Source organism: Nocardia brasiliensis IFM 10847 (genome assembly GCF_000710915.1).
Lineage (GTDB): Bacteria > Actinomycetota > Actinomycetes > Mycobacteriales > Mycobacteriaceae > Nocardia > Nocardia brasiliensis_A.
On sequence record NZ_BAUA01000204.1, the window covers coordinates 34,143 to 46,801 of the forward strand.

Here is a 12,659-nt window from a genome sequence, read left to right on the forward strand (position 1 = left end):
AAAACAACAGTGCGGCCGCGCACCGATCCGGACGCACCGTAGACGACCGCCACGCGCGAGGCAGGCGAAGGCGCAGCGCCGCAGGCGCTGCGAGTCGGACACAGTAGTGTGGGGGCGGACCTAATTCGAGATGGAGCACAACAGACGTGACCAGGTTCGACACCATCGAGCGCGCAGTCGCCGACATCGCCGCCGGTAAGGCGGTCGTCGTCGTCGACGACGAGGACCGCGAGAACGAGGGCGACCTCATCTTCGCGGCGGAGAAGGCCACCCCGGAGTTGGTGGCCTTCATGATTCGCTACACCTCCGGTTACATCTGTGTGCCGTTGACGGGTGACGACTGCGACCGGCTCGGGCTGCCGCCGATGTACGCGATGAACCAGGACAAGCACGGCACCGCATACACGGTGGCGGTCGATGCCCGGGAGGGCATCACCACCGGTATCTCGGGCGCCGACCGCGCGCACACCATGCGTCTGCTCGCCGCCGCCGACACCAAGGCCGATGACTTCACCCGCCCGGGGCACGTGGTGCCGCTGCGCGCGAAAGACGGTGGCGTGCTGCGCCGCCCCGGTCACACCGAGGCCGCGGTCGACCTGTCCCGGATGGCCGGACTGCGGCCCGCGGGCGTGATCTGCGAGATCGTCAGCCAGAAGGATGAGGGCCACATGGCCCGCACCGAGGAGCTGCGGGTCTTCGCCGACGAGCACAACCTCGCGCTGATCTCCATCGCCGACATGATCGCCTGGCGACGTAAGCACGAAAAGCACGTGGTGCGGGTCGCCGAAGCGCGCATCCCGACCGCGCACGGCGAGTTCATGGCCGTCGGGTACCAGAGCATCTACGACGAGGTGGAGCACGTCGCGCTGGTACGCGGCGATCTCGCCGACGGCGACGACGTGCTGGTCCGGGTGCACTCCGAATGCCTGACCGGCGACGTGTTCGGCTCGCTGCGCTGCGACTGCGGTCCGCAGCTGGACGCCGCGCTGGAGATGGTGGCCCAAGAAGGTCGCGGGGTGGTGCTGTACATGCGCGGTCACGAAGGTCGCGGCATCGGGCTGATGCACAAGCTGCAGGCCTACCAGTTGCAGGACTCCGGTCACGACACCGTCGACGCGAACCTGGAACTCGGGCTGCCCGCCGACGCCCGTGACTACGGCACGGGCGCGCAGATCCTGGTGGACCTGGGGATTCGCTCCATGCGACTACTCACCAACAACCCGGCCAAACGCGTCGGGTTGGACGGATACGGCCTGCGGATCACCGAGCGCGTGCCGATGCCGTTGCGCGCCAACGCCGAAAACCTGCACTACCTGCGAACCAAACGAGACCGCATGGGCCACGACCTGATCGGGCTGGACGACATCGATCTGGGCGAAACCGCCCGCTGACCCACGGAAAGGCCACTATCGATGAGCGGTACCGGCGTACCGACTTTCGCGCTCGCGGATGCCAAGGATCTCAAGCTGGGCATCGTCGCGTCGCGCTGGCACACCACGATCTGCGACACCCTGGTGGCGAATGCCGAACAGGTCGCCAAAGAAGCCGGCGTGGTGCACGTGACGGTGGTGCGATGCGCGGGCGCGATGGAGCTGCCGGTGGTGGCGCAGGAGCTGGCCCGCACGCATGACGCGGTGGTCGCGCTCGGCGTCGTGATCCGGGGCGGGACACCGCATTTCGAGTACGTGTGCGATGCGGTGACAGCCGGGCTCACCCGGGTGTCGCTGGACGCGGGCACTCCCGTCGCGAACGGTGTGCTCACCACCAACAACGAAGAACAGGCGCTCGACCGCGCCGGGCTCCCCGGTTCCGCCGAGAACAAGGGCGAACAAGCGTGCGCCGCGGCCCTCGACGCCGCCCTCACCCTGCGCGCCCTGCGCCAGTCGGCATAATGCGCTCGGTGCGCTCGGTGCGCTCGGTGCGCTCGGTGCGCTCGGTGCGACGGGATCGCGTTAGCTGTCGTCGACCTGGGTCGTCGAGGCGGGGGCGGCGTGATTCGATGTCCTCCACGGCGATTCGCTCGTCCTTTGTCGGCCGTGAGCGGTCGGCTCTAGTGCAGGAGAGTAGGTAGCGATGCCGGTGGTGCGCATTTTCCGGAGGAACGCCGAAGCGGCGCAAGCCGATTCGCCCGAGTGGGACTTCGAGGTGCGACCGCGGCGTGCGGTGCGTACCGCGTGGATCGTCGCCACCCTGATCGCGGCCGCTTTCCTCGTCGGCGGCATCTGGCTGCGCTCCGGCTCGACCGGCGTGAACTTCCGGGTGGCCGACCAGATCGCCATGATCGGTATCGGCCTGCTCATCGCCGGCGGAGTCCTCATGCTCACCAGGCCCCGCGTCCGCGTCGGCCCCCGCGGCGTCACCGTTCGAAATGTGCTGGGCGACAACGAATTCCCCTGGGACACTGTCCGTGGCGTCGCGTTCCCCGACCGCAAATCCTGGGCTCGCCTCGAACTTGTCAACGACGACTACGTCCCCCTCCTCGCCATCCGCTCCAACGACAAAGCCCATGCCGCCACCGCCATGGACAAACTCCGCGAACTAGGCGCAAAGTACACCGCCGAAAAATAGCCCGCGCCGCGCCGGCCCGTTGTCTGGCTCCCGAAGTGCGACTTGCCCAATGGGCTGTTCCTGCCGCGGGCGGCGGGCCGGCCGGCCTGGACCACGCGACAGATTGGGGGGTCACAGAGGTTCCATACGGTTCACAGGGGTTGTAGCTGCTGTGAACCGTATGGAAGGTCTGTGGGGCGGAGCCTCGCAGCCTCGTCAAAGGAACAGCCGAGAGCGGCACCGACTGCCAGGTGGCCACGCTGGGATGGGGAACATCCACTTGACACGGCGTGGGGTTAGATAGCCTCACGCTATGGAGTTGGGTGCGGTTGTGCTGGCCGCGGCGTACGCCGACGATCCGCTGATGACGTACTTCTGGCCGAATGCGGAGCGGCGGGGTAAGGCGTTGCCGTTGTTCTGGGAGGCGCGTATCGCGGCGCGGGCGGAGACCGGCATGGTCGATCTCGCGCTCGATGAGGATCGCAACGTCGTGAGTGTTGCGCTGTGGGAGCCCGTCGGGGTCATCTCGCCGATTGCCAAGCATTTCACGCTGGTTCGGGCATTGTGGAGCAGTCTGCCGCGTGCGCTCGCGGTTTCGCATCGGATGGAAGCGGCCCGGCCCGCGACCCCGCACCTCTACCTGGCCGCGGTCGGCACCCGGCCGGACGCGCAACGCAAAGGTTTCGCCAGCTCGCTGCTGGAACAGCGGTTGGCGACCTCGACCGAACCTTGCTTCCTGATTGCGAACGCCAAGACCACCATGCCCTTCTATGACCGCTTCGGCTTCCACCCCGAGCCCGAACTCCCCCTCGACCACGGCCCCGTCCTGTACCCCATGCGCCTGACGCGCTGAACCGGCGAAATCCGCACCACTTCCAGGGATTCGCACCCCCTTGCGGGCCGCCAGAGATGCCTGGATCACCTTGCGACCAGTGCTCCCTGTGGGTGCGGCAGACCATGCGATTCCGACGCGACGACGACGGTGCACAGCCGGAGTGTCCGCCGCCCGGCTTGCACAAGTGGCAGGGCACGCACGGTTTCTGAGGGGTGGCTGTCGTTGCTCGTCGTCCGGCAGTGCGGGGCGCGCACCGCTTCGGGGGATCGGCCCGGCGCCCGGTAGTGCAGGCGCAAAGCATGCGCAGCTTCTGAGGAGCCGCCGCTGTTGGCCTGGCGTCCGGCGGGCGCAGGCGCGGGGCGCTGCCGTTGTTCGCTCGTTGTCCGGCGGTGCGGGTGCAGGCACGCACGGTTTCTGAGGGGTGGCCGCCGTTCGCTCGTCGCCCGGCGGGTGCAGGGCGCGCACAGCTTTCGAGGAGCGATCGCTCGTTGCCCGGCGCTCAGCGGTGTTGCTGAGCGCAACTCACGGCGGACCGCCTCGGGGGTGCCCGCGTCACCCTGCGGCTAGGGCCCCGGGTGGGCGTGGCAACTCGTCCCTGGCCTCAGCGGTTGTCGCCGAGTACAGCTCCCTCGCGGCGGGGGTCGGCGCCGCCGACCCAGGCGGTGCCGTCGCGGGTCAGGGCGCTGAGGCCGCTGGATTGGGGGGCGACGGAGATCTGGTGGCCTAGTTCGCGCAGGCGCAGGACGAGGGCGTCGTGGTCGCCGTTGTCGGCGGTGTTGATGCTCGGGTGTTCGCCGCCGACGCCGGTGGCGGGGGAGTTGCCGGCGCCGAAGGACAGGGCGGAGACGGCCTGTTGCGGGTCGAGGCCCCAATCGAGCATGCCGACAAGGGTTTTCACGACGAACTGGATGATCACCGAGCCGCCGGGGGAGCCCGCGACATGGGTGAGGTTGCCGCGGGCGCCGTCGGGCGCCTTGTCGAAGACCAGGGTGGGGCTCATCGAGCTGCGCGGACGCTTGTTGGGCTGGAGGCGGTTGGCGACCGGTGCGCCGTCGGCGCCCAGCGGGTCCGCCGAGAAGTCGGTGAGCTGATTGTTCAGCACGAATCCGTCGACGAGGTGGAAGGAGCCGAATTCGGACTCCACCGTGGTGGTCATGGCGGCCGCATTGCCGTACTGGTCGACCACGGAGATATGGCTGGTGCCGTGTTCCGGCGGTTGCGGGCCGACGCCGAGCGAGACGGGCCCGAAATCGCCGGGTTGTGCGGTGCCCATGCTGCGGTTGCGGTCGATCAGGGCGGAGCGCTGCTTCAGGTAGTCCTTGTTGAGCAGGGTTTGCAGCGAATTGCCGGGCAACGGAACGAAATCGGTGTCCGCGACGTACTTGTTGCGGTCGGCGTAGGCGAGCCGCTCGGCTTCGGCGATGAGGTGCACCGCTTCGGCCTTCGGCTTGCCGCCGTTGCGGGCGGTGTCGGAGCCCGCGGCGAGGTTGTCCGGGGGCAGGGCGGCGAGGTCGAAGTTCTCCAGGATGCCGAGGGTGGCGGCGACAGTGCTGCCGCCGGACGACGGGTTCGGCATGCCGCAGATCTGATGGTTGCGGTAGTCGGTGCACAGGGCCGTGCGCTTCTTCGCCTGATACCCGGCCAGGTCGGCGGTGGTGATCAGGCTGGGCGTGCGGCCGCCAGTGGTCGAGGCTGCCGCGGCGACGATGTCCTGCGCGATGGCGCCGGTATAGAAGGCCTGCGCGCCTTCGGACGCGATGGCGCCCAGCGTCTTGGCCATCGCCGGGTTGGTGAGCAGCGTGTCGGCCGGCTTGGGTGTGCCGTCGGGATTGAGGAAGTACGCCTTCGCGGCCTCGTCCAGGGCGAGGTTCTTGGCCTGTTCGGCGACCTGCGCGGCGAGCCTGGGGCTGATCGAGAAGCCGCGATCCGCGAGTCCGATTGCCGGATCGAACAATTCGCGCCAGCCGGTTTTGCCGTGCTCGCGATGCACCATCTCCAGCATCCGGAGCACGCCCGGCACGCCGATGGACCGGCCGCTGGCGCGTGTGTTCGGTTTGGGTTCGGTGCGGTCGGTGTCGCTGACCCAGCGCAGGTAGTTCTCGGTGGCGGCGGCGGGCGCGACCTCGCGGCCGTCGTAGGCCTCCACGGACTTGCTCGCCGCGTCGTAGTACATCAGGAACGCGCCGCCGCCGATGCCGGACGACTGGGGTTCCACCAGGCCGAGCATGGTCTGCGCGGTGATCAGCGCGTCCGCGGCGGTGCCGCCGTCGCGCAGGACCTCGCACGCGGCCTTGCTGGCCAGGGTGTTCGCGGTCGCCACGGCGAAGGTCTTGGTGCGCGCGGCCACCATCCCGGATCGGTAGCCGGTGGACAGCTCCGGATTGGTGCTGATGTCCTTGCTGCCCGTCGGCCCGGTCGGCGACGCCGCGACCAGCGTCCCGTTCGGCGTCGTCGCGCAGACGTCGGCGGCCTTGTCCGTGTCATCGGACGAACAAGCGGTGGCCATTCCGGCGACGAGCAGTGTTGCCGCCACCACGCTGGTCCAGGTTCCTCGCGTGCGACTCATGCAGGGACTCTAACCGTCGGCACCGACACCTCGGGAGCGTTTGATCACCCGGACGCAACGGACCTGCGCGGCGTCGCGGTGCCCGCGGCCTGCGACGGCCGGAGCCCGCACCAACCCGTCGGTAGGCTGTTTTCGTGACTCTCGAGGCGGTGCTGTTCGACTATTCCGGGACCTTGTTTCGACTGGAGGAGAAGCAATCATGGGGTGATGATCTGGTCGCTGCCGACGGCCGGGCCTTCGATGTCCACGAGAAGACCGAGATCCTGCGCCGGATGACCGCGCCGGTGCACCAGATCGTCGAGTTCGACGCGGCAGGCCAGTACGCCTGGGACAACCGCGACCTCGACCCGGAGCTGCACCGGAAGGCCTACCTGGAGGTGCTCCGCAAGTCGGGTGTGCCGTTCGACGACCAGGCCACCAAGCTCTACGACCGGATGATCGACCCGTTGGAGTGGACGCCGTACCCGGACGTCGAGGAGGTGCTGACTTCCCTTGCCGCCCAAGGTATCCAGGTGGCGGTGGTGAGCAATATCGCGTTCGATATCCGTCCGGCGTTCACCGCCCGCGGCTGGGACCGCTACATCGACGCCTTCGCCCTCTCCTTCGAGATCGGCGCCATCAAGCCGCAACCCCGGATCTTCGCCGCCACCCTCGACAAACTCGGCGTCGACCCGACGGCCGCTCTGATGGTCGGCGACAGCACCGAGGCCGACGGCGGCGCTACTGCCATCGGTTGTCGCTTCGCGCTGGTCGAGCCGACTCCCACCGGTGAACGCCGCTCCGGTCTGCTCGACGCGGTCGCACAGCACGGTGTCGCCCGTCGGCAATGACTCCCGCCGCGGCAGTCGCACCACCGTGCGCCGGTAGTTCACGGGGCAAGCCGCCGAGTGCACCGTCCGCGCCGATCCAAGGCTGCCGTCTCGGCGGCGGCGCCGGGATCGGCACGATGGCGTACGCGTCAGCGGCGGTCCGAACATCGCGCAGGCTGCCGAGCACCGGCGCACTCAGCTCGCCCCGCCGCGCCCCGGCGTGCTCGGCTCGCCCCGCCGCACTCGACTCGCCCGCCGCACTCGGCTCGCCCGCCGCGCCCCGGCGCACTCGGCTCGCCCGGCGCGCACCGGCGCACTCAGCTCGCCCGGCGCCAAGTGCACCGCCGTAACGACACACGCTGCGGTGCAAGATATTTCGAAGCATCGATGCCGATCGAAGCGCTCCGGCACGGCGCGATGCCGCGGACCCGAGCACCCCGGCGAACCTGTCGTAGCCTCCCTCTAGGCTTGACTGGTGGCAGATCCAGCGACGTACCGGCCCAAGCCGGGCACGATTCCCGTCGAACCAGGGGTGTACAAGTTCCGGGACGCGCATCGACAGGTCATCTACGTCGGTAAGGCGAAGAGCCTGCGCAGCCGGTTGAACTCGTACTTCGCCGATGTGGCGTCGCTGCACCCGCGCACGAAGCAGATGGTCACCACGGCGGCGAGCGTCGAATGGACGGTCGTCTCCACCGAGGTGGAGGCGCTGCAACTCGAATACAACTGGATCAAGGAGTTCGATCCGCGGTTCAACGTCCGCTACCGGGACGACAAGTCGTATCCGGTGCTCGCGGTCACTTTGAACGAGGAGTTCCCCCGGCTGTTCGTCTATCGCGGCGCGCGCAAGAAAGGCGTGCGCTACTTCGGCCCGTACGCGCACGCCTGGGCGATCCGGGAAACCCTGGACCTGCTGCTGCGCGTCTTTCCCGCGCGGACCTGCTCCAACGGCGTGTTCAAACGGCACAGCCAGATCGGCCGTCCCTGCCTGCTCGGGTATATCGACAAGTGTTCGGCGCCGTGCATCGGCCGGGTCAGTGCCGACGAGCACCGCCGGATCGTGGAGGACTTCTGCGACTTCCTGGCCGGCCGCACCGACCGCATGGTGCGTCAGCTGGAACGGCGCATGCAGGAGGCGGCCGAGGACCTCGATTTCGAGAACGCCGCGCGGCTGCGCGACGACGTGCAGGCGCTGCGCCGGGCGCTGGAGAAGCAGGCGGTGGTGCTGGGCACCGGCACCGACGCCGACGTGATCGCCTTCGCCACCGATGAATTGGAAGCCGCGGTGCAGATCTTCCACGTCCGGGACGGCCGGGTGCGCGGCCAGCGCGGCTGGGTGGTCGACAAATCCGGCGACGCCATCGACGCGCCGGAAACCGGCAGTGAGATGGCAGTGCTGGTCGAACAGTTCCTCACCCAGTTCTATGGCGAGCAGGTCGCGGTCGCCGAGTTCGGCGCGGGGGAACAGCCCGCGACCGTGGTGCCGCGGGAGGTGCTCGTCCCCGAGCTGCCCGGGGACGCCGAGCAGGTCCAGCAGTGGCTGTCCGACCTGCGCGGCTCGGCCGTGCAGTTACGGGTGCCGCAGCGCGGCGACAAGAAGGCGCTCGCGGAGACCGTGCAGCGCAACGCGATGGAGGCGCTGCAGCAGCACAAGCTCAAGCGCGCGGGCGATCTGACGTCGAGATCGGCAGCGCTGCAAGCCATTCAGGACGCTTTGGAGCTGGACAGCGCCCCGCTGCGGATCGAATGTGTCGACATCAGCCATGTGCAGGGCACCGACGTGGTGGCCTCGCTGGTGGTGTTCGAGGACGGTCTGGCGCGCAAATCCGAGTACCGCCACTACACGATCAAGGAGGCCGCGGGGGAGGGCCGCTCCGACGACGTGGGCAGCATCCGGGAGGTCACCCGGCGGCGGTTCTACAAGTTGCAGAAGGAACGCGAACTGCTGGCCGGCGAGGACCTGGCGGCCGAAACCGAGGGCGCCGCAGCCGAACTCGATGCCCGGCCGGGCATCGATCCGCAGACCGGACGTCCGCGCAAGTTCGCCTACCCGCCGAACCTGTACGTCGTCGACGGCGGCGCGCCCCAGGTCGCGGCCGCGGCCGAGGTGCTCGACGAACTGGGTATCACCGATGTCGCGGTGATCGGCCTGGCCAAACGGCTGGAAGAGGTGTGGGTGCCGGGGGAGAGCGACCCGGTGATCATGCCGCGCAACAGCGAGGCGCTGTTCCTGCTGCAACGGGTCCGGGACGAGGCGCACCGTTTCGCGATCACCTTCCATCGCAGCAAGCGCTCGCGCCGGATGACGGCGTCCGCGTTGGACTCGGTGCCCGGTCTGGGCGCGGCGCGCCGCACCGCGCTGGTCACCCACTTCGGTTCGGTCGCGAAACTCAAGGAGGCCACGGTCGAACAGATCACCGAGGTCCCCGGGATCGGCCTGGCGACGGCCAAAGCGGTACTCGCCGCATTACAGGAGGGGTGAGGAAGTTCGGAATCACCAGCTTTTCACCGATGCACCTATATCCTCGTTACCGTTCCAGCACATGTTCGATCACCGGCCTCGGGCACCACGGAGGGTGACCGCGCATGTCTGCGCCCGCTACCGGAACCGGTGCGGGATGATTCGAGAGGTAACCACGAGACGGATCCGGTAGGACATGACACGCGTCGAATCGAACAACACAGCGGGCAATCCGCGACAGACGGCGGGGCAGGACAGCTTCGCGAGCGCTGTCACTGCGGCGAACCCGCAGGTCGAGGTCGTGATCGTGACCGGACTATCGGGCGCGGGCCGCGGTACCGCCGCCCGCGTGCTCGAGGATCTGGGCTGGTACGTCACCGATAACCTGCCGCCGGAACTGATCGGCCGGATGATCGAACTCGGCGCGGCCACCGAGCCGCCGATCCGGCGCCTGGCCCTGGTGATGGACGTGCGCAGCCGCTTCTTCACCGGCGATCTCTCGGTGGTCACCGAACAGTTGCGCAAGCTCGGTATCGAGACTCGGGTGCTGTTCCTGGAAGCATCCGATGACGTGCTGATCCGGCGATACGGGTTCGCCCGTCGCCGACATCCGCTGCAAAGCGAAAGCAAAGACGGCACCCTCTCCGCGGGCATCGCCGCCGAACGGGTTCGGCTCTCCGCCGTGAAAACCGCCGCCGACCTGGTCATCGACACCACCGAGCTGTCCATCCACCAGCTGCATCGCAAGCTGGAGGAGGCCTACGGCGGCGGTGCGCCGAGCGCGTTGCAGCTCACCGTGCAATCTTTCGGCTTCAAGCACGGGGTTCCACTGGACGCCGACATGGTGTTGGATGTGCGTTTTCTACCTAATCCACATTGGATTCCAGAATTGCGGGAACACACTGGTCAGGAACCGGTGGTGAGTGAGTACGTGCTGTCGCGCCCCGGCGCGGCGGATTACCTGCGTACCTGTCACCACCTGGTGGATCTGACCATGAACGGTTACCGCCAAGAGGGGAAGCGATACATGACGGTGGCAGTGGGCTGCACCGGAGGAAAACACCGCAGCGTGGCGATAGCCGAGGCCCTCGGTGAACTGATGAGCGCGGTCACCGACGTGGCCGAGGGATCCGCCGACGTGGTGCGGGTCGTGCATCGGGATCTGGGGCGCGAATGAGTGGTTGGGAATCCGATCCCAGCATCGTCGCGCTGGGGGGCGGGCACGGCCTGTACGCGACGCTGACCGCGGTCCGGCGGTTGACCAGAAAGATCTGCGCTGTCGTGACGGTCGCCGACGACGGCGGTTCGTCCGGGCGTCTACGCAGCGAACTAGGGGTGCTGCCGCCCGGTGATCTACGGATGGCGTTGGCCGCGTTGGCCGCCGACGCCGACGATGTCTTGACCCGCACCGTGCAGCACCGCTTCGGCGGCACCGGAGCGCTGGCCGGTCACTCGGTCGGCAACCTGATCTTGGCCGGTCTCACCGAGGTGCTCGGCGACCCGGTCGCCGCGCTGGACGAGGTCGCGAAGCTGCTGCGGATCACCGGGCGGGTACTGCCGATGTCGCCCATCGCCCTCGATATCGAAGCCGATGTCGCTGGGCTGGAAGCGGATCCGCGGGTCAGCCGCTGTATCCGCGGGCAGGTCGCGATCGCGACCACCCCGGGCAAGGTGCGCCGCGTCCGGTTGATTCCGTCCGATCCGCCGGCCAGTCCGGAAGCGACCTCGGCCATCGAACACGCCGACGTGGTCGTGCTCGGGCCGGGATCGTGGTTCACCAGTGTCATCCCCCATGTGCTCGTCCCCGAACTACGAGAGGCGCTCGTGTACACCCGAGCCAGAAAAGTTCTCGTGCTGAACCTCGCCGCCGAGCCCGGCGAAACGGCGGGTTTCTCCGCCGAACGGCACCTGCATGTATTGTCCCAGCACGCACCGGAATTCGTGGTCGACGAGGTGGTGGTCGATTCAGGGTCGGTTCCGGAAGGTCGCGAAAGAGAACATGTGGCCAGAGCTGCCGAACAGTTGCGAGCGCGAGTAACCTTCTCCGATGTCGCCGAAGCGGGAACGGACCGGCATCACCCCGGAAAGCTTGCCGCCGCACTGGATCAACTGATCCGGCAACCTCGGCCGCAAATGGCAGGGCTTCGAGTCGAGGGACGGCACATGGGTCAGGATGTGCGTTCCGGGTTGGGTGGAAAGGAGCGCGTCTCGTGGCGATGACAGCCGATGTGAAGGACGAGCTGAGCAGGCTCACGGTGTCGCAGGTCAGTTCCCGGAAGGCGGAACTGTCGGCGCTGCTGCGGTTCGCGGGCGGTCTACACATCGTCGGAGGGCGGGTGATCGTCGAGGCCGAGGTGGACATGGGTTCCATCGCGCGCCGACTCCGCCGGGAGATCTTCGAGTTGTACGGCTACGGTTCCGATGTGCATGTGCTCGGCGCGGGCGGCCTGCGCAAGACCTCGCGCTATGTGGTGCGGGTGTCGAAGGAAGGCGAGGCGCTGGCCCGGCAGACGGGTCTGCTCGATGTGCGTGGCCGGCCGGTGCGCGGGCTGCCCGCGCAGGTGGTCGGCGGCAGCATCGCCGACGCCGAAGCCGCTTGGCGCGGAGCGTTTCTCGCGCACGGCTCGCTCACCGAGCCGGGGCGCTCGTCGGCGCTCGAGGTCAGCTGCCCGGGACCGGAGGCGGCGCTCGCGCTCGTCGGCGCGGCCCGCCGGCTCGGCATCACGGCGAAGGCGCGCGAGGTGCGCGGCACCGACCGGGTGGTGGTGCGGGACGGCGAGGCCATCGGCGCACTGCTGACCCGGATGGGCGCGCACGGCACCCGGATCGTCTGGGAGGAGCGCAGGCTGCGCCGCGAGGTGCGGGCCACCGCGAACCGGCTGGCCAACTTCGACGACGCCAACTTGCGCCGTTCCGCCCGGGCCGCGGTCGCCGCGGCCGCCAGGGTGGAGCGCGCGCTGGAGATCCTCAGCGACGAAGTGCCCGACCATCTCGCCGCCGCGGGCAAACTGCGCGTGCAGCATCGCCAGGCGTCGCTGGAGGAACTCGGCCAGCTCGCCGACCCGCCGATGACCAAAGACGCTGTGGCAGGCCGGATTCGGCGCCTGCTGTCGATGGCGGACCGGCGCGCCAAGGAACTCGGCGTCCCCGACACCGAATCCGCCGTCACGGCCGAACTGCTCGACGAGGCCTGAGTCGCGTTCGCACTCTCCCGAGCCGGGCTCTGGAGGGTGCGAGGCGGCGCGGTGGTGCCGTCGGACCCGCGAGGGTGTCGCGCAAGGGTCCAGTGTGCGGCCGAGCCCGACGGGTGCGGGTGCGGTGGTGCCGTCGGACCCGGGAGGGTGTCGCGCGAGGATTCGGTGCGCGGCCGAGCCCGACGGGTGCGGGCCCGGTGCCTACCGGTCCTCGAAGGGTCGCCACCCGTGCGGCCGGAGCCGCGGT

General features: G+C 68.7%; 10 protein-coding genes. 9 read left to right on the forward strand and 1 reads right to left on the reverse strand.

The features are described from left to right. The first annotated feature begins 146 nt into the window (after positions 1 to 146). The 4 genes from NBRGI_RS40300 (at position 147) to NBRGI_RS40315 (ending at position 3,400) form a co-directional block, all read left to right on the forward strand. The gene (locus tag NBRGI_RS40300; protein WP_029903165.1) at positions 147 to 1,391 is read left to right on the forward strand and encodes a bifunctional 3,4-dihydroxy-2-butanone-4-phosphate synthase/GTP cyclohydrolase II; all 1,245 of its coding nucleotides are present in this window, start codon (positions 147 to 149) and stop codon (positions 1,389 to 1,391) included. 21 nt (positions 1,392 to 1,412) lie between these two features. Next, complete coding sequence (gene ribH / locus NBRGI_RS40305; protein ID WP_014986425.1) at positions 1,413 to 1,892, forward strand: 6,7-dimethyl-8-ribityllumazine synthase; 480 nt, start codon at positions 1,413 to 1,415, stop codon at positions 1,890 to 1,892. A gap of 181 nt (positions 1,893 to 2,073) precedes the next feature. Next, positions 2,074 to 2,568: a PH domain-containing protein gene (locus NBRGI_RS40310; protein ID WP_063726379.1), complete on the forward strand. Its 495-nt coding sequence runs from the start codon at positions 2,074 to 2,076 to the stop codon at positions 2,566 to 2,568. Between the two features lie 292 nt (positions 2,569 to 2,860). Beyond that, on the forward strand, positions 2,861 to 3,400 hold the full coding sequence (locus NBRGI_RS40315; protein ID WP_029903169.1) for a GNAT family N-acetyltransferase: 540 nt from the start codon (positions 2,861 to 2,863) through the stop codon (positions 3,398 to 3,400). Positions 3,401 to 3,983: 583 nt separating this feature from the next. On the opposite strand, the gene NBRGI_RS40320 is transcribed toward NBRGI_RS40315, so the two are convergent. Then, positions 3,984 to 5,948: a gamma-glutamyltransferase family protein gene (locus NBRGI_RS40320; RefSeq protein ID WP_029903171.1), complete on the reverse strand. Its 1,965-nt coding sequence runs from the start codon at positions 5,946 to 5,948 to the stop codon at positions 3,984 to 3,986. Positions 5,949 to 6,082: 134 nt separating this feature from the next. On the opposite strand from NBRGI_RS40320, the gene NBRGI_RS40325 reads away from it, so the two are divergent. From NBRGI_RS40325 to whiA, 5 genes are all read left to right on the forward strand, one after another. Continuing rightward, complete coding sequence (locus NBRGI_RS40325; RefSeq protein ID WP_029903173.1) at positions 6,083 to 6,778, forward strand: HAD family hydrolase; 696 nt, start codon at positions 6,083 to 6,085, stop codon at positions 6,776 to 6,778. A 454-nt stretch (positions 6,779 to 7,232) separates the two neighbouring features. Further along, positions 7,233 to 9,239, forward strand: coding sequence for an excinuclease ABC subunit UvrC (gene uvrC / locus NBRGI_RS40330; protein WP_029903174.1), 2,007 nt, complete (start codon positions 7,233 to 7,235; stop codon positions 9,237 to 9,239). Between the two features lie 175 nt (positions 9,240 to 9,414). Continuing rightward, the gene (rapZ, locus tag NBRGI_RS40335; RefSeq protein ID WP_029903176.1) at positions 9,415 to 10,395 is read left to right on the forward strand and encodes an RNase adapter RapZ; all 981 of its coding nucleotides are present in this window, start codon (positions 9,415 to 9,417) and stop codon (positions 10,393 to 10,395) included. After that, a complete protein-coding gene (locus NBRGI_RS40340) occupies positions 10,392 to 11,438 on the forward strand; it encodes a gluconeogenesis factor YvcK family protein (protein ID WP_014986418.1) in 1,047 nt (348 codons plus the stop codon). Before rapZ ends, NBRGI_RS40340 begins: the two co-directional genes overlap by 4 nt. Continuing rightward, a complete protein-coding gene (gene whiA, locus NBRGI_RS40345) occupies positions 11,429 to 12,412 on the forward strand; it encodes a DNA-binding protein WhiA (protein WP_014986417.1) in 984 nt (327 codons plus the stop codon). Before NBRGI_RS40340 ends, whiA begins: the two co-directional genes overlap by 10 nt. Positions 12,413 to 12,659: the final 247 nt, after the last annotated feature.

What these genes read in the sequence shown, in the direction of transcription:
- ribH (WP_014986425.1), top strand. Translation starts at nt 1,413, where the DNA reads ATGAGCGGTACCGGCGTACCGACTTTCGCGCTCGCGGATGCCAAGGAT.
- NBRGI_RS40320 (WP_029903171.1), bottom strand. Translation starts at nt 5,948, where the DNA reads ATGAGTCGCACGCGAGGAACCTGGACCAGCGTGGTGGCGGCAACACTG.
- NBRGI_RS40315 (WP_029903169.1), top strand. Translation starts at nt 2,861, where the DNA reads ATGGAGTTGGGTGCGGTTGTGCTGGCCGCGGCGTACGCCGACGATCCG.
- NBRGI_RS40340 (WP_014986418.1), top strand. Translation starts at nt 10,392, where the DNA reads ATGAGTGGTTGGGAATCCGATCCCAGCATCGTCGCGCTGGGGGGCGGG.
- rapZ (WP_029903176.1), top strand. Translation starts at nt 9,415, where the DNA reads ATGACACGCGTCGAATCGAACAACACAGCGGGCAATCCGCGACAGACG.
- NBRGI_RS40310 (WP_063726379.1), top strand. Translation starts at nt 2,074, where the DNA reads ATGCCGGTGGTGCGCATTTTCCGGAGGAACGCCGAAGCGGCGCAAGCC.